The organism is Lactobacillus sp., from assembly GCF_051873315.1.
Lineage (GTDB): Bacteria > Bacillota > Bacilli > Lactobacillales > Lactobacillaceae > Lactobacillus.
Map to the genome: position 1 here is coordinate 1 of NZ_JBJEES010000070.1, position 16,520 is coordinate 16,520.

Annotated in this window: 11 protein-coding genes, 2 tRNA genes and 1 pseudogene; 12 read left to right on the top strand and 2 right to left on the bottom strand. The window is 49.7% G+C overall.

Features of this window, described 5'->3' with window-relative positions; genetic code table 11:
- The first annotated feature begins 5 nt into the window (after window positions 1–5).
- The 12 genes and pseudogenes from ACI32D_RS04515 to ACI32D_RS04570 all read left to right on the top strand — a co-directional run bounded on the left by ACI32D_RS04515 (window position 6) and on the right by ACI32D_RS04570 (window position 11,720).
- Window positions 6–77, top strand: a tRNA-Glu gene (locus ACI32D_RS04515).
- Window positions 78–103: 26 nt separating this feature from the next.
- A tRNA-Asp gene (locus tag ACI32D_RS04520) sits at window positions 104–177 on the top strand.
- A 205-nt stretch (window positions 178–382) separates the two neighbouring features.
- Window positions 383–757, top strand: a complete 375-nt coding sequence (locus tag ACI32D_RS04525; protein ID WP_003611829.1) for a GntR family transcriptional regulator — start codon at window positions 383–385, stop codon at window positions 755–757.
- The gene (locus ACI32D_RS04530) at window positions 744–1,649 is read left to right on the top strand and encodes an ABC transporter ATP-binding protein (RefSeq protein ID WP_439775444.1); all 906 of its coding nucleotides are present in this window, start codon (window positions 744–746) and stop codon (window positions 1,647–1,649) included. Before ACI32D_RS04525 ends, ACI32D_RS04530 begins: the two co-directional genes overlap by 14 nt.
- A complete protein-coding gene (locus tag ACI32D_RS04535) occupies window positions 1,621–3,390 on the top strand; it encodes a DUF6449 domain-containing protein (protein WP_439775445.1) in 1,770 nt (589 codons plus the stop codon). Before ACI32D_RS04530 ends, ACI32D_RS04535 begins: the two co-directional genes overlap by 29 nt.
- A 106-nt stretch (window positions 3,391–3,496) precedes the next feature.
- Entirely contained in the window at window positions 3,497–4,885 is a 1,389-nt protein-coding gene (locus ACI32D_RS04540) for an amino acid permease (RefSeq protein ID WP_439775446.1), read from the top strand.
- A 209-nt stretch (window positions 4,886–5,094) separates the two neighbouring features.
- Window positions 5,095–5,946 carry an SAM hydrolase/SAM-dependent halogenase family protein gene (locus tag ACI32D_RS04545; RefSeq protein ID WP_439775447.1) on the top strand — a complete coding sequence of 284 codons (852 nt, stop codon included), beginning with the start codon at window positions 5,095–5,097 and terminating at the stop codon, window positions 5,944–5,946.
- Between the two features lie 25 nt (window positions 5,947–5,971).
- The gene (locus ACI32D_RS04550) at window positions 5,972–6,532 is read left to right on the top strand and encodes an ECF-type riboflavin transporter substrate-binding protein (protein ID WP_439775448.1); all 561 of its coding nucleotides are present in this window, start codon (window positions 5,972–5,974) and stop codon (window positions 6,530–6,532) included.
- An 11-nt stretch (window positions 6,533–6,543) separates the two neighbouring features.
- Entirely contained in the window at window positions 6,544–8,262 is a 1,719-nt protein-coding gene (locus ACI32D_RS04555; protein ID WP_439775449.1) for an ABC transporter ATP-binding protein, read from the top strand.
- The gene (locus ACI32D_RS04560; RefSeq protein ID WP_439775450.1) at window positions 8,255–9,082 is read left to right on the top strand and encodes an energy-coupling factor transporter transmembrane component T family protein; all 828 of its coding nucleotides are present in this window, start codon (window positions 8,255–8,257) and stop codon (window positions 9,080–9,082) included. The genes ACI32D_RS04555 and ACI32D_RS04560 overlap by 8 nt, the downstream gene beginning before the upstream one ends.
- Window positions 9,083–9,604: 522 nt before the next feature.
- A pseudogene (locus ACI32D_RS04565) lies at window positions 9,605–10,984 on the top strand (aldehyde dehydrogenase family protein); the annotation flags it as partial.
- A 232-nt stretch (window positions 10,985–11,216) separates the two neighbouring features.
- Window positions 11,217–11,720 carry an ECF transporter S component gene (locus tag ACI32D_RS04570; protein WP_439775451.1) on the top strand — a complete coding sequence of 168 codons (504 nt, stop codon included), beginning with the start codon at window positions 11,217–11,219 and terminating at the stop codon, window positions 11,718–11,720.
- 109 nt (window positions 11,721–11,829) lie between these two features.
- Here the strand turns inward: ACI32D_RS04570 and ACI32D_RS04575 are convergent, their stop codons facing one another.
- Together ACI32D_RS04575 and ACI32D_RS04580 are read right to left on the bottom strand one after the other, a co-directional pair.
- A complete protein-coding gene (locus tag ACI32D_RS04575) occupies window positions 11,830–14,808 on the bottom strand; it encodes an EAL domain-containing protein (RefSeq protein WP_439775452.1) in 2,979 nt (992 codons plus the stop codon).
- A gap of 132 nt (window positions 14,809–14,940) precedes the next feature.
- The gene (locus ACI32D_RS04580) at window positions 14,941–16,119 is read right to left on the bottom strand and encodes an MFS transporter (RefSeq protein ID WP_439775453.1); all 1,179 of its coding nucleotides are present in this window, start codon (window positions 16,117–16,119) and stop codon (window positions 14,941–14,943) included.
- Between the last annotated feature and the right edge of the window lie 401 nt (window positions 16,120–16,520).

Genomic DNA, 16,520 nt, shown 5'->3' on the forward strand with positions numbered 1-16,520 from the left:
CATCTGGCCCGTTGGTCAAGTGGTTAAGACACCGCCCTTTCACGGCGGTAACATGGGTTCAAATCCCGTACGGGTCATTGCCGGAAGGCAGAACAGAATATTTGGTCCATTGGAGCAGTGGTCTATCTCGCCTCCCTGTCACGGAGGAGATCGCGGGTTCAAATCCCGCATGGACCGTCACTGAGAAGCAGGTAGATACCTGCTTCTTTTTTTGTTTTCGTATATTTTTTCTTTCTGTTATTATTCTTTTCTTTCTAAATTTCCTCGGCCGATTATTTTACTTTAGAAACAATCTGTTTTCTTTTTGACAATTGCTTGTCAATTCGTCTTTAGTGTACTAGAATAAATAGTACAGTAGAGACAGCTAGAAAGGAGCGAGCTAGTGGACTTTATTGACTATTTGGACAGCCGGCCGATTTACCAGCAGATCGCGGACAGATACAAGCAGCTGATTCTGACTGGAGTCATGTTGCCGGACGAGCAGCTGCCATCGGTGCGGAAGCTGGCCATGGAATTGTCGACTAACCCTAATACAGTGCAGAAGGCATACGCCGCGCTGGAACGGGAGGGATACGTATACAGCGTCAAGGGCCGGGGAAATTTCGTCCGGGCTAATGAAACGCTGAAGAGCAAGCAAAAAGAAGAGCTGAAAGGGAAAATGATTGATTTAATTAAGGAGATTCAAGCTGTGGGGCTGGATCCACAAGAATTGTTTGCTGAAGCCATGGAGGAGGCGGCAGAAGATGATCGAGATTGATGCTTTAAACAAGGATTATGGGCAGACTGAGGCCATCAAGAACCTTAACCTGACCATTGAAGAAGACCGGGTCTTTGGTTTGATCGGGACCAACGGGGCCGGCAAGAGTACTCTCTTGCGGATGATCGCTGGCATCTTGCGGCCAACTTCTGGCCACATCACTATTGATGGCCTGCCAGTTTATGACAATCCGGCTGCTAAGGAAAAGTTTTGCTTTATTCCAGATGACCCCTACTTCTTTCCAAATGCCACGGCTGAGTCTATGGCTAAGGACTACGCGGCAGTTTACCAGGACTTTGACCAAGAGCGTTTTGCCAGCTTGCTGGCCGACTTCCGCTTAGAGCCTGAGCGCCGCATACACGACTATTCTAAGGGCATGAAGCGGCAATTAGCTATCCTGTTAGGATTATGTGCTAACACTAAGTACCTGCTCTTAGACGAGGTTTTTGACGGCTTAGACCCGGTTATGCGGCAGAGCATGAAGAGTCTGTTTGCCGAAGACATGGACCGGCGGCAATTAACCCCGATCATTGCCTCTCACAACTTGCGGGAATTGGAAGATATTTGTGACCACATCGGTTTCCTGCACAGCGGCGGTCTGCTTTTATCAGAAGACCTGGCCGATATGAAGCTGGAAATCCAGAAATTGCAGTGCGTCTTTAAGGACGACCGGGACATGGAGGAAGTCCTGGGCAAGCTGAAGGTGGTTGACCACAGCAGCCGGGGCCGCCTGCACACTTTGGTAGTGCGGGGGAGCCGGAGTGAAGTCGAAGCAGTCTTTGACCATGTGCCGATGACCTTCTTCGAAATCCTGCCGTTGACCTTGGAAGAAATCTTTATTGCAGAAGCGGAGGCAGTTGGCTATGACACGCGCAAACTCATCCTTAAATAAACATGCTCTGCCGCAAAAAGAAATCCTGCGGCATCGGAAGGTTCCCGTAGCCTTGACTGTTTTGGTCATGGCCATGTTCTACATCGTTGGGACCATGCTTCTCTTGATTAGTGGTGAAGAACCATATGAAAGCCTGCAGAGTGCGGTTAGATACTACTTCAATTACCGAAATTCTGTAACGCCGATTATCACAGGACTTTTCGGCGTCTACTTCGGCTTTGAAGCCTTTCGCTATTTGCATGTACCGCGGCAAGTAGACTTCTATGAAAGTCAACCCATCAGTCGCAAGACCCGGTATATCGGAATCACGGTTAACAGCCTGCTTACTTTCAGCGTTATTTACCTTGCCTTTTTCTTGGTCGGTCTGACGATTTGCATGGCCGCTGGGGCCAACGTGATGACCAGTGCTGGAGTATGGCAGAGCTGTTTGAATAATTTACTGACCTTTTCAGCCTGGTACGGGATTGCCGTTTTGAGCATGATGGTCACGGGGAATACTTTTGTGGCTGGCTTAGCCACGATCTTTTTCTCCTGCTTTGAACTGGGTGTGCTCTTTCTGTATTCGACTTTCTTTAGCTCCATTGCTCATACTGCTGGTACTGATGACTATGGCTGGCAACCATACACCAATCCTTGGTCGCAGGCCTTTAACAGCAATCACTGGCTTGGGATAGGCTTAAACCTGCTTTGGACTGTTCTTTACCTGGGTCTGGCATACTGGGCCTACCAGAAGCGAGCCAATGAAAAAGCTGGCAGAGCTGTTACCTTTGCTTGGATTGAGCAGGCAGTAAAAATTATCTTGGTTATCTTCTTCGCAGCCTTTGGCGGGATTTTAGGCTACTTGATTTCTGGAAACAAATTTGTTTGCGGAATCTTGGGTGCTGTTATCATTGGCTTGCTGACCGCAAGCATCATGGAAGTTATCTTCAAGTTTGATCTGGCCGCATGGAAGAACCACTTTGGCCAGGGATTGCTGTTGACCGCGGCTGGCTTGGCAATTTTTGTCGGTATGCACTGGGGAGGTAAACAGTTCGACAACTGGTTGCCTGCAAGTGATCAAGTGGCCAGCGTAGCAATTGCTCCGGATGACCGAGCTTTTAGCGCCTACTATATTGGCCAGTCTGCCGATAGTACTAGCGCAAATGAATACGCGGCCAAGTACATGTATTTGCCGTCTTCAAACGAGCTCTTGCAACTTGCTAAAGCCGGCAGCAAGCAAAGCCAGAAGACGGATCACGATCAAGCAACGATAATCCAGCTGCGCTTCTTGTTCAGAATGAAGAATGGCCAGGTTAAAACCAGAGTTTATAATATGCGGGAAGAGGATCTGGATAAATACTTCGAGCAGATCAGTAAAACAAAGGCTTACAAGCGGGGCTACTTCCAGATCTACCATGACCAGATGATCATGGACAAGCTGGGCACCGTATCCATTGCCTATAAGAGCGGCAAGAAGACGGTTAAGCTGGAAGACGGCAAGCTTTACAGCGAATTCCGCAAGGCTTACAAGCAAGACTTGGCCAAATGGGATTACAAGCTGGCCAGCCGGCAGAAACCAGTCGGTAGGATCAAGATCGACTGGGCAGCGACAAAGTCAGATAGTGCTACGGTTGAATACCCGGTTTACGCCAACTACAGCCACACGATTGCTTTCTTGAAGAAAAACAAGCTATATGACGAAACGCCGTTAAAGAATTCTCAGTTGGGGGACTTGGACTACTATATTAACGAAGATTACTAAGCCGAAAATCAAGCCAATTTAACTTAAAAACTTTACTTTTTCAGCTATTTGTTCTATCATTAAAACAATTATGCACTAATATTATTTTAATTATTTAGGAGGACAGATGGCGAAAGAACACGAAAACGCGGACGGAACGGTCCGGTCTTTATCGAACCGGCACGTACAGATGATTGCCATCGGGGGCACGATCGGGACTGGTCTCTTCTTGGGGGCCGGCAGCACGATCTCTGCCACCGGGCCGTCAGTCATTTTGATTTATGCTTTTATGGGTGTCTTCTTCTTCTTCATGCTGCGGGCATTGGGAGAAATGTTTTACTCAGACCCCAACCACCATACCTTCGTTTCATTTATTACTAAATACCTGGGGCCAGCGGCGGGCAACTTTGCCGGCTGGTCCTACTGGATCGGCCTGCTCTTTGCCTGCATGGCTGAACTGACAGCAGTCGGGACTTACTTCCAGTACTGGTTCCCGCACGCGCCGCTTTGGCTGGTTGAGCTTATCTTTTTAGGAGCCTTGACCCTGCTGAACTTAACGGCAGCCCGCCTCTTTGGGGAAACTGAATTCTGGTTTGCCATGATCAAGATCATCGCTATTATTTCCATGATCTTGACCGGGATCTTCCTGGTGGCGGTCCACGCAAAAACGCCAGTTGGCTATGCTTCTTTAAGCAACTTGACCAAGAACTTCAAGCTGGCGCCAAATGGCACTTATGCCTTCTTTACGGCCTTCCCGATGGTCTTCTTCTCCTTTGCGGGGATTGAATTCGTGACCATTACGATCGGGGAAGCCGCGGACCCGCACCGGGTGATCAAGAAGGCAGTCAACGAGACCCTTTTGAGAATCTTGATCTTCTACATCGGTACTTTAACCGTGATCATGTGCGTGGTCCCTTGGCGGTCAGTGTCTGCCTCAAGCAGTCCGTTCGTCCAGGTCTTCCAGCTGGCTGGCTTCACCACGGCAGCTTCAGTTTTGAACTTCGTGGTTCTGACTAGCGCGGCCTCAGCCTTGAACTCAACCATCTTCTCAGCTGGCCGACACTTCTTCCAATTGGCAGAAGAAGCCCACCGGGGCAGCTGGCTGAAGAAGCATTTTGCCAAAATCTCCCCGAATGGAGTACCGGCAAAGGGAATCATGATCTCGGTTCTGTTCTCTTTGATCGCGCCGATCCTCAGCTTCTCAAACACGGCGATTGAAGCCTTCAGCATGGTCGCCGGGGCAACCAGTGACATCTTCATCCTGGTTTACGTCCTGGCCCTGCTGGCTCACCGTAAGTACCGCAAGTCCAGCGACTTTTTGCCGGACGGCTTCAAGATGCCTTTTTACCAGGTTACCAGTCCCTTGACGATTGCCTTCTTCCTGGTCATCTTCTTCAGCCTCTTCTTCGTCAAAGAAGATGTCTTCGGTGCCAGCCTGGCCACAGCCTGGGTCATCTTCTTCGGTGGCTTCTGTTACTTCCACCAGCGGCGGAAGGACAAGCAGGCCGGAAAGTAAAAATCATTGAACAGATTGTACAGTCATGACGCCAGTCATGGCTGTTTTTTGTTGATAATGTTAGCTTTTATGGTAAAAAGTAAGCGAAAACAAGGCTGGAAAGCTGGACAATTTTGTGAAATCCGAATGCTTTTCTTGACATAGCCTGGCAAAGAGAGTATCTTAAATAGATATTAAAAATTAAAAAACGATTGAAAGGCGGAAATTGGATGGCATATAATAAAATGTTGGTCCTGCAGACAGACTTTGGTTTAGTAGATGGGGCGGTCAGCGCCATGCATGGCGTGGCTCACACGGTCGCCAGTGACATCAATGTCTCTGACTTGACCCATGAAATTCCCCCTTACGACATTTGGAACGCCTCTTACCGGCTTTACCAAACCATCAAGTACTGGCCAGCAGATACGGTCTTCGTTTCTGTCGTTGACCCAGGCGTTGGCTCTGCTCGCCGGTCAATCGCCGTCAAGACCAAGTCCGGCCACTATGTCATTACCCCAGACAATGGGACTTTGACTCATATTTACAAGTATGAAGGGGTGGAAGCTGTCCGGGTGATTGATGAAAACAAGAACCGCTTGCCGCATTCCCAGGAAAGCAACACCTTCCATGGCCGGGATGTCTATGCTTATAACGGGGCTATGCTGGCCAGCGGGCAGGTGGCTTTTGAAGAATTGGGCGAAGAAACTCCAGTCGACAGTCTGGTGACTCTGCCGGTGATTGAACCCCGCCTGCAAGGCGACACGGCCGTCGGTACTATCGACGTTTTGGACGTCCGCTTTGGTTCCCTGTGGACCAACATTCCTCTGGAAATGGTTAAAAAGCTGTCTATCGACCGGGGCGATAGTCTTTTGGTTACCATCTTGCACCAGAACGTGGCCGTCTACCAGGAGCACATCCCATTTGTCCGGTCATTCGCGGAAGTCAACCTAGGCCAGCCGCTGGTTTACATCAACTCCCTGGTCAACATCGGGATTGCCCTCAACCAGGAATCCTTTGCCGCTGTTCACCACATCGGTACCGGGACCGACTGGCAGGTCAAGATCAGCAAGGTCAACAAGTAAAAAATAGGAATTGGAGAGAATTTTTATGAATAAGGATATGTGGAAGTTAAGCCCTAAGAATATTGCTGCCTTGGGGATCGGATCAGCCGTTTTCGTGATTGTCGGCCGTTTTGCCTCAATCCCAAGCGGCTTGCCAAACACCAACTTTGAACTGGTTTACGCCTTCCTGGCCATGATTGCCATGATTTACGGGCCAACGGTCGGCTTCGGGGTCGGTTTTATCGGCCACGTGCTTTTGGACCTCATCATGTACGGGCAGACTTGGTGGAACTGGAACTTCGCGGCAGGCTTTTTGGGCTTCTTGATTGGCCTCTACGCTTTGCGCGTTAACCTTGACCAAGGTGAATTCAGCACCAAGGAAATGGTCATCTTCAACGTCGTGCAGGTTGCGGCCAACGCTATCGTTTGGTTCCTCTTGGGGGCCGTGGGTGACATGGTCTTGAACAGCGAACCAGCTGCCAAGGTCTTTGCCCAGGCCGGCTTGACCACCTTGATGGATGGCTTGACCATCGCGGTTTTAGGCACCATCCTGCTTAAGCTTTACGCCGGCAGCCGGGTCAAGAAGGGCAGTTTGCACAAGGATTAAGGAATTAATATATGACAAGTCTGATTCAGTTTAGAGATTTTTCTTTTCAGTACGACAGCCAGCAGGAGCCAACCCTCCGCGACATCAATTTGACGATTGAGAAGGGGGAAAAAGTATTGCTGGCCGGGCCCTCAGGGTCTGGCAAGTCAACCCTGGGCAAGTGCTTGAATGGATTGATTCCCAACCTGGATAAAGGGACGATCACAGGCCAGTGTTTGATTGATGGCAAGGACATCAGTCAGACTGGCCTGTTTGACTTATCTTTTACCACTTCAACCATTCTCCAGGACACTGACGCCCAGTTTATCGGTTTGACGGTCGGGGAAGACATTGCCTTTTCCCTGGAAAACGACTGCGTGCCCCAGGACAAAATGAAGCAGGTGGTGGACCGCTGGGCCAAGGAGCTGGATCTGGGCGACTTGCTCAAGCAGTCTCCGCAAAGCCTGTCGGGCGGGCAAAAGCAGCGGGTGGCCCTGGCTGGGGTCTTAGTCGACGAATCGCCGATCCTGCTCTTTGACGAACCCTTGGCCAATTTGGACCCAGCATCGGGTTACAAGACCATGCGCCTCATCGACCAGATGCAGAAGAAGTTCGGGGCTACGGTCATCATTATTGAGCACCGCCTGGAAGAAGTCTTGGCTGAGGAAGTAGACCGGATCGTCTTAGTTGATGATGGCCGGATTTTAGCTGACCAGAAGCCAGATGACCTGCTCAAGGCTGACCGCTTAGAAGCTGTTGGGGTCAGAAATCCCCTGTACTTGGACGCCATGAAGACGGCCGGGATTGATTTGAATAAGATCGAGAAGCTGACTCCGCTGACTGCTTTGCCGGTTGATGGGGATGCCAAAGATAAGCTTTTGGCCTGGCAAAACAGCTACCAGTTGCCGGCAGAAAAGGCAGCTGGCAAAGAGCTCTTGACCTTGAAGAATGTCGGCTTTGCCTACAGTCCAGAACAAAAGTATCCCTTAAAAGACGTTAATGCCGTCATCAAGGAGGGGGACTTTGTCTCCATCGTTGGGCAAAACGGGGCGGGGAAGACCACTCTTTGCCGCTTGATCTGCGGCTTTTTGCAAAACACGGGCGAGATTGCCTGGAAAGGCGAGGACATGGCCGGCTTGTCAATCAAGGAGCGGGCGGACAAGATTGGCTACGTGATGCAGGATCCCAACCAGATGATCAGCCAGACCATGATCTTTGATGAAGTGGCCCTGGGTCTGCGCTTGCGGAAAGTGCCAGAAGACGAGGTCAAGGAAAGAGTGGCCAAGGTGCTCAAGATTTGCGGCCTCTACCCATTCAGAAACTGGCCGGTTTCCGCCCTCAGCTTTGGGCAAAAGAAGCGGGTGACGATTGCCGCTATTTTGGTTCTGGAACCGGACCTCTTGATCTTGGATGAGCCGACGGCTGGCCAGGACTGGAAGACCTACACGGAAATCATGTCCTTCTTGAAGGAATTGAATGAAGCCGGCAAGACGATCATGATCATCACCCACGATATGCACTTGATGATGGAATACACTGACCGGTCACTTGTTTTTGCCAAGGGACGCTTGATTGCCGACACCACGCCGGTTGATCTTCTGACTGATGAAAAGCTGGTCCAAGAGGCCAGCCTCCGCCAGGTCAGCCTCTTTGACCTGGCCCAGCACTACGGCCTGCCGGATCCAGAAGGCTTTGCCCGCAAGTTCGCGGCTTATGAACGGGAAAGATTGGGGGAAGACAGAAATGAATGATGCTGTTTTAGGCTACACGCCAGGGAAGACCTTTGTCCACCGCTTGAGCGCGACCACCAAGCTTTTATTCTTGATTATTACTTCGGTGGCCTGCATGGTGACTTATGACACCCGCTTTTTGCTAATCGTGTGCATCCTGTCTTTGGCCTTGTTCAAAGTTTCCCAGGTCAAGTGGCGTCAGGTGTCAGTCGTGGTCAACTTGATCATGATTTTCGCGGTCTTGAATTTAGTTTTGGTTTACGTCTTCCAGCCCAGCTACGGGGCTGACCTTTACGGCAGCAAGCACGTCTTGCTGGGCAGCGGCTTTTTTGCTTTAACGGCTGAGGAAACTTTTTATCTCTTCAACCTGATGCTCAAGTATATCTGCGCCGTACCGATCGCGATCTTGTTCCTGCTGACGACCAATCCCAGCCAGTTTGCTTCCAGTCTGAACCAGATCGGGATCAGCTACCGTTTCTCTTACGCCTTTTCCCTGGCCCTGCGCTATATTCCAGACATCCAGGAAAGCTACTGGGCGATCTCCCATGCCCAGCAGGCCCGGGGCAATGAGATTTCCAAGAAGGCCAAGCTGGCCGACCGGGCCAAGGGGACGGTCAACATCGTCATGCCTTTGATCCTGTCCAGTTTAGACCGGATCACGGTGATTTCCACGGCCATGGAGCTGCGCCGGTTCGGGTCCAAAAAGAAGCGGACCTGGTATACTTCCCAAAAGCTCAAAGCCAGCGACTGGCTGAGCTTGGGAGTGGCGGTTTTGCTGGTTCTCTTGATGCTTTACTTCTGGCACCTGAACCAGGGACGTTTTTACAACCCATTTAAGTAGCAGAGAATTTTAGGACTCATTTGAGTCCTATTTATTTTCTATTTCTCTATTTCTCTTCTTCTCTCTTCTTCTCTCTTCTCTTCTCTCTTCTCTTCTCTCTTCTTCTCTCTTCTTCTCTCTTCTTTTGCCAAAAAGCTGCTAAATTATAGGATTAAGTGAAAAAATTACTGAACTAAGAAAAGGTAAAGAGACTTTTACCTGTCCTTTTTAAGTGAAAAAAGGATAATGCAGGCATCCAAATTATAGAAATACTGTTAAAAATGGTGAAAAAACGCCTTTTAACTTTTGTGACAGAAATCGCTATCTTTTGCAAAAGTGGAAAAGGAGAATAAAATAATTTATTCACAAAATCAAAAGACAGGTACCGCTTACATCGTTAATAAGGCAAAATATAGGGGAAAATCAACTTCTTGTGTCATTAAAAAAGAGGGATTTTACCCTCTTTTCTTTTTTTAAAATGCTGTTATAGTAGTAATTGATAAATATATCACAAGAAATAAACGAGAAGCAGGAGACGATAAAATGCTTAAGCAAAGCGCTGTTAACGTGGAAAAAGCAGTTGAAACTGAAGACGAAATCTACCACAATGTTGATATTTTGGTTGATAAATCACATGAAGCCTTGGCCCAAATGGACGACTTCAGCCAGGAAGACGTGGACAAGCTTTGCCAAGTCATTGAAAAAGTTGGCGAAGACAATGCCCGCCGCCTGGCCCAAATGGCAGTTGACGAAACTGGCCGGGGCAAGGTTGAAGACAAGGTGACCAAGAACACCTACGCTTCCCAAACCATCTGGGAAAGCATGAAGGACATGAAGACGGTCGGAGTGATCGAAGAAGACAAGGCAGAAGGCTTGATGAAGATTGCTGAACCGATCGGGGTCATCGCCGGGGTAACGCCAGTCACCAACCCGACTTCCACGGTTATCTTCAAGGCCATGATCGCCATGAAGAGCAAGAACACCATCATCTTTGGCTTCCACCCGCAAGCCCAAAAGTGCTGCGTGGAAACGGCCAAGCTGATCAAGGAAGCCACGGTAGCTGCCGGGGCACCGGAAAACTGGATCCAATGGATTGAACACCCAAGCCTCACGGCCACGACTGCCCTCATGAACAACCCAAAGGTGCAGATGGTCCTGGCAACTGGTGGCCCGGGCATGGTCAAGGCAGCCTACTCAACCGGTAAGCCAGCCTTGGGCGTGGGCCCAGGCAATGGCCCGTCCTACATCGAAAAGACGGCTGACATCGAACAGTCAGTAAACGATATCGTCTTGTCCAAGACTTTTGACAACGGGATGATCTGTGCCTCAGAAAACTCCGTCGTTGTTGACAAGGAGATCTATGACCAAGTCAAGGAAGCCTTCTTAAAGCGCCACTGCTACTTCTTAAAGCCTGACGAAATCAAGCTCTTTGAAGAACACTTCATCGACCCGCGCCGGGGGACGGTAGCAGGCCCGATGGCCGGCAAGAGCGCGGTTAAGATTGCTGAAATGTGCGGGGTGACCGTGCCGGCTGACACCCAAGTCATCGTGGCTGAATACAAGGGCGTTGGCCCGAAGTACCCATTGTCAGCTGAAAAGCTGTCCCCGGTCTTCACCCTCTACAAGGCGGAAAACAGTGCCCAAGCCTTCAAGATCTGCACCGACCTCTTGAACTACGGCGGCCGGGGCCACACTGCCGGCATCCACACCCAAAACAGCAAGGTCATCCGCAAGTTTGCCTTCGCCATGTCTGCCTGCCGTATCCTGGTCAACAGCCCGGCTGCTCTCGGCGGGATCGGCGGGGTCTACAACAACATGATGCCATCCTTGACCCTGGGGACCGGTTCATACGGGGCCAACTCAGTTTCCCACAACATCACTGCCAAGGATCTCTTGAACATCAAGACCGTGGCCATGAGAAGAAAGCCAATCCTGTAACATAAGCTATTTCTGCCATTAAAATCAAGAATTATCAGTCATAAATCCGAAAAGGCCAAGCTATCCTCCGCTTGGCCTTTTTCTTTCCCAACATTATTAATTCCTTTTGTTTGCTCACATTTTTTCTTATTTTTTGTAAGGAACAAGCTTAAATAAATCTGAAAAAGTGATAGAATAGTAAACATAGTCACTAAACGAATAAGATGGAGGAAAAAACATGCAAAAATCATGGTCAGTCAAAAGAACCGCCGTCGTCGCCGTTTTGATGGCGATGAACGTTGCTTTGTCTTCATTCAGTATCCCTGTCCCGGGTGGCCACCTCTACTTCAATGACGTGGTCATCGTGGCGGCAGCCCTGTTGCTTTCGCCGTCAGAAGCCTTTGTAGTTGGCGGGGTGGGGGCCTTCCTGGGCGACTTCCTTTTCTACCCGGCGCCCATGTTTGTCAGCCTCTTCTCTCACGGCTTTGAAGCCTTGATCATCTCTTACTTCGCCCATAAGTTTGCCGGCGAGCAAAAGAAAGTCATCTTGGGTGTTCTTTTAGGCGCGGCTGTGATGGTGACTGGCTACACCCTGGGCCGGGCCTTCGTCTACGCCACTCCGGCAATTTCTTTGGTCAAGTTTCCCTTTGAATGCCTGCAGGCAGCCGTTGGGGCGACCTTGGGCTACAGCCTGGTCTTTAAGGCCGGCATTGAAAAGCAGTTCCAGCACCGGCTGCGGTAAAAATTGCCAAATATAGAACAGAACAAAAAGTAAAAGAAGAAAGAACGAAAAAATCCACCCGCGAGGGTGGATTTTTAATGTTCATTAAGCTAAATAAAAGCACTAAGCACTAATTGTAGATAGACGGTCCGCCATTAATCTGGTTGCGGCCGCTTTCCTTGCTCTTGTAAAGCATTTGGTCGGCTTCCTGGATCATCTTGTCTACTTCGTCTGCCGTCTGGGCCTGGCCGTAGACGTAGCCGGCAGAAATATGAATGTCGAATTTTAAATCCAAAATTTTGACCTGCTCCAAGAGCTTGCGCACTTTTTGATCATCCTCTCGCAAGAGCTGCTGGGACTCAAAGTCCTCGATGATCAAGAATTCATCGCCCCCATAGCGGTAGCAGTGGCCGATCCCATAGACGTGCAGGAGAGTTTCGGAGATCTTCTGCAAGACGGCGTCCCCGTAAAGGTGGCCGAATTTATCGTTAAAAGTCTTGAAGTAGTCGATGTCGATCATCATGACCACGATGTCTTTTTGAGTCAAATAGCCGAAGTCCCGGTCAAAGCTGCGCCGGTTCTTCAAAGTGGTCAAAGGATCGCGGGCGGCTTCAATCTGTAAGGCAGCCAGTTCGTCCATTCGGCTGGTAACGTCAACGGTAAAGCCAAGCAGGCCGCTGACCGCGTCTCCTTCGTAGACAGGCGAGAGGTAGTAGTGGAAGGTTCGGCGATTGCCATTGACATTGAGAGTCAAGTAGTCATCCAAGGCCATTCCGTCTTTTAACAGTTGGCTTTCCCGCTTTTGGTAGTCCAGTAGCTCCTTGTTCCATCTTCCGCTGCTCTTTTTGTGGAGGATGTCTTTGAGATTTAAGCCGAGATAGTCCAAAAAACGTTGGTTGGCGCCTAAATATTCCAGCCGCCGGTTTTTCCAGAAGAAGCCAACATTGCTGCTTTCCAGCAGGGCCAGGCGGATCTTTTCAGAATCCAGGTCTCCGTTTTGCCCGATCCAGTTCTGGTAGACTTGCTGCGGAGTCCGGTTCTTGACCTTGTAGCCATCTGTGAGAAAAGCGGCCAGGTTGTCGGTTTTGGAAATCAGCTGCAGGCGGATCTTGAACTGTTCTTGGTCAGTGATCCAGTCAAACTGGGCAATTTCATTGACCTGTCGGCATTGATCAACACCGGTCCAGAAGCGGCTGTAGTTGCCGGTAGCCGCGCTGTTGCAGGTTCTGATGAATGAATCTAAGTCCGCGTAGCCCAAGTGCTCGGTCCAGGAGCGGAAAGCGCTGTTACTGTAGACAAGATTAGCCTGCTGATTCTGGACGATGAAGATGGAGTTAGGGTGGGGATTTTCAAAATTATTGTCCAGTCTACTTTTGGTCTCCAGGTAGGGATCAAGGACGTTAATATGGCTTAAGCCGGTAAAGAGAGCCCGTTCTTCGACGTTTTCAAATTCCAGCTTGCTTTTCCCAATCTCTTCTTCTGGCAGTTCTTTAGCTAAGAGCCGGCCTTGCGTCAGCATGACGCCAAAAGAACGGATAAAGTTGAGCATGCCCTTGTCTTCAACGCCCTTGACGATGGGGACGATCTTGAGCAAGCGGGACATGTTGATGATCGAAGCCAGGATGATCTTGGCCCTTTGCCGGTTGCTGGTGAAGCTGCGGACGTCGACTTTGAGATAGTCGAAATTATATTCCAGCAGAGTCTCAGTTGACAAGTCGCTGTTTTCGCCGCCATAGCGGTCCAGGCAGATCTTGAAGCCCTTTTTTTGCAAATTAGCCGCGGCCGTTTTTAAGTGTTGGTGGTCAGCTGAAACCGGCTGGGCCATAAGGTCAAACTGGATCATCATATGGGGAATCTGGTATTTCTGGGTGATTTCGACAACCTGGTCGACAAAACTGTCGAGGTTGAAGTCGCTGGGCGACAGGTTGATCGAGATGGGAATGGTAGGCAGATTGTCGGCCCGCCTTTGACTCAGCAGGCGGCAGGCCTTATCCAGGACATGAAGATCAAGCTGGTAGACCAAGCCGCTTCTTTCCAAAACTGAGATAAAGCGGCTGGCTTTCAAAGTTGCTTTGCCTGGCTCCTGCCAGCGGGAGACGGCTTCCAAGCTGCAAACCTTTTGGGAATAGAGGTTGAAGATCGGCTGGTAGTAGACTTTCAGCCAATTCTGGCTGAGGGCTTCTTCAAAATGACCGATCAAATAGTCCTGCAGCTCAAAGTGCTTCTTGACTGAATTATTGTAGATCTGGTAAGCCTTCTGTCGGTCGTCGCCCATGTGGCGCAAGGCCAGGTAGGCCTTGTCGACCGCGCTGGTGGCTGATTCAGGCTCTTTAACCTGGTAAACGCCCGCTCTGAGCGTCGTGATTTTGTCAGCGGAAAAAGCGGCTGTCTTCTTTTGAATCTCCGGCAGTACCCGCTTGAGCTGGACCGGGGCCGTAATGGTCAAGAAAGAGTCATCAACATAGCGGAGGGTCAGTCCCTCAGGGAAGCAAGCTCGGATTATTTCCCCGCATTTCTTGACAAACTGGTTGCCCTGCAGAAAGCCGAAATGGTCATTGTATGAACGCAGGGAGATAATGTCGAAGTAGATTACGTCAACTTGGCCGGATCGGGCCAGGAGCTTACTTAAAAAGTCATCTCCAAACTTGCTGAAGTAGCTGGTGTTGGGCAAGCCGGTCAAGAGGTCGATGTCGGGAGACTCAAGCTGCTGGCGGGTTTGTTGGCTTTGGTCATTGCCCAGGTCAAAGTAGGTGACCAGCAAAAGAGTAGTTCCATCGCTAGTCTTGATCCGCTTGGAGTGGGCAAAAAGGGTATGGTACTCGCCCTTGATCGACAAGCGGTAGGTCAAGTGGCATTCCGGGTACTTGACGGCGGCAGCAGAAAAAGTCGCCAGGTGAGCAACGTCAGCCGGGTGAACCCGGCCAAAGCTGTGGTGGTTGAGGTATTCCAGCATGGACTGCCGGTCAGAACCCACCATCTTGCAATAGTCATCGGAAACCAGCAAAACGTGATATTCACCATCGATGACCTGGAGGACGATAAGCGGCAGAGGCGTTTTCTCGTATCTTACTCGTTCTTGATCACTGAACTGATAAAGCTTGTCTGCCATTGTGCCTTCCTCATGTCATGAAAAAATTAACGTGTCTTTTATAAAAATTATAGCACTGATTGAATTTTGCAAGAGCTGATGAAAGAACTTTCAAACAAGAGAACTACTTAAAAAAATATATCAACTTGCTTACTATTGTTTAGCTTCAACCCCGCTTCTTTTACTGTGGCTGACAGAGATGACGGTAACCAAAAGGCAGGCTAAGATGCCGACAGCCAGGTCCCCGCCAAAGGCCAGGCGGATGTCGATGTCTGATAAGACGCCGGTGATGATCGGGACTGTAAAGGAAGCAGCTGCCCCAAAGAAGTAGAAGATCCCGGTAGCCAGGCCCTTTTTATCAGGGAAGAATTCCATGAAGGCGTTAAGGCCGGTCTGCATGATCCCGCTGGCGGCCGTCAAGCCAAACATGAAGGAGGCAAATTCAGACAAAATTGCGGAGTGGCTGAATAAAAGCAAAAGGACCATCAAAGTGGCTAAGACGTTCATGATCAAGAGGATGGCGTAAGGGGAGACTTCCCGGCTGAGCAAGCCAAAGAGGATGAAGACCCCAATGATGGAACCGACGCTATATAAGGAAAGAAAGAGGTGGCTGGTGGAAGTGGAGAAGCCCTGCTTTTGCCCAAAAAGGGTAATCCACTGGGTGAACCAGATCATGAGGGCCATGGAGGCATAGCCGTAGAGGGCAAAGCAGGCCGTGGTCAGCCAGCTCTTTTGGCTCTTGGCGGAATTTTGCCCGCTTTCAGCCTCCTTTTGGCCAGGCTGCGGGAATTTTAGGGGCGCCAGGAGAATGGCGTTGACGATTAAGATTCCGGCCATGGCCATGAAGCTGTAGCCGTACCAGAGCTGGTGGCGGTGAAGGCTGGACACCAAAAGGGGCAGGATGAATTCGCCCAAGGAGGCGGCGGCCTTGATCAAGATGTTGCCCCGGCTGCCCTTTTGCCCCATTTCGGCAAAAGTCGTGTAGGTCCCGGCGTCCAGGGCGGAGTTGGCGATCCCGGCTAAGATGGCCAGGCCGTAAGCCAGGTAGACGTTTTTGGAGAAGGGGATGCCCAAGGCAAAAACAAGATAGCAGGTCATGCCTAGGTAGACGAAGAACTTCCGGCTGATTTTGTCGGCCAGGTAGCCGGTGATCAGGTAGGCCAAGAGGCGGCCGATCCCCACGCCGGAGATGACGAAGGAAACCAGCTTCAAGGGGACCGACCAGCTTTTACCCAGGGCGGTCATGTTCTGGGAGAGGATCAAGAGGCCGAAGCCGTGGGCCACGTAGTTGAGGTAGAGGCTGATGGACAGCCGCAATTTCTGCTTGTTCATAGGCGTTTCCTTTCTTGTAAAAGCGCTTTCTTTATTATATGAATTATTATATCATTTTAATTGATCTGTTTCTTAGAACAATTGATAGAAAAAATTGTCAGAAAAAAAGAAAAATTGCAGCAAAAAAACCGCGGAAAAGATTTCCGCGGCAATATTTTCTGAAAATCAAGTTTTAACTTCTGCGGGCTGGTCAGCCGTTTTTGACAAAGCTTATTGCTCATTTGTGTTATCCTTTCTAATAAGCCAGTGCTTATGATGCAAAATTTTTGTTTCCCCAAATCCAAAAATAGATCAATAGAATGAATTTTGGATTTGATAGAAATTATATAATGGTCAAACGGCTTTGCCTAGGAGATTAATTAAAAAACACTAGAAAAAGGAAAGAAATATGAAAATAAAGC

Bases quoted from the DNA above. Each gene is read 5' to 3' on its own strand.
- ACI32D_RS04575 (WP_439775452.1), bottom strand. From the start codon at position 14,808: ATGGCAGACAAGCTTTATCAGTTCAGTGATCAAGAACGAGTAAGATAC.
- ACI32D_RS04570 (WP_439775451.1), top strand. From the start codon at position 11,217: ATGCAAAAATCATGGTCAGTCAAAAGAACCGCCGTCGTCGCCGTTTTG.
- ACI32D_RS04550 (WP_439775448.1), top strand. From the start codon at position 5,972: ATGAATAAGGATATGTGGAAGTTAAGCCCTAAGAATATTGCTGCCTTG.
- ACI32D_RS04560 (WP_439775450.1), top strand. From the start codon at position 8,255: ATGAATGATGCTGTTTTAGGCTACACGCCAGGGAAGACCTTTGTCCAC.
- ACI32D_RS04530 (WP_439775444.1), top strand. From the start codon at position 744: ATGATCGAGATTGATGCTTTAAACAAGGATTATGGGCAGACTGAGGCC.
- ACI32D_RS04580 (WP_439775453.1), bottom strand. From the start codon at position 16,119: ATGAACAAGCAGAAATTGCGGCTGTCCATCAGCCTCTACCTCAACTAC.
- ACI32D_RS04555 (WP_439775449.1), top strand. From the start codon at position 6,544: ATGACAAGTCTGATTCAGTTTAGAGATTTTTCTTTTCAGTACGACAGC.
- ACI32D_RS04540 (WP_439775446.1), top strand. From the start codon at position 3,497: ATGGCGAAAGAACACGAAAACGCGGACGGAACGGTCCGGTCTTTATCG.
- ACI32D_RS04545 (WP_439775447.1), top strand. From the start codon at position 5,095: ATGGCATATAATAAAATGTTGGTCCTGCAGACAGACTTTGGTTTAGTA.
- ACI32D_RS04535 (WP_439775445.1), top strand. From the start codon at position 1,621: ATGACACGCGCAAACTCATCCTTAAATAAACATGCTCTGCCGCAAAAA.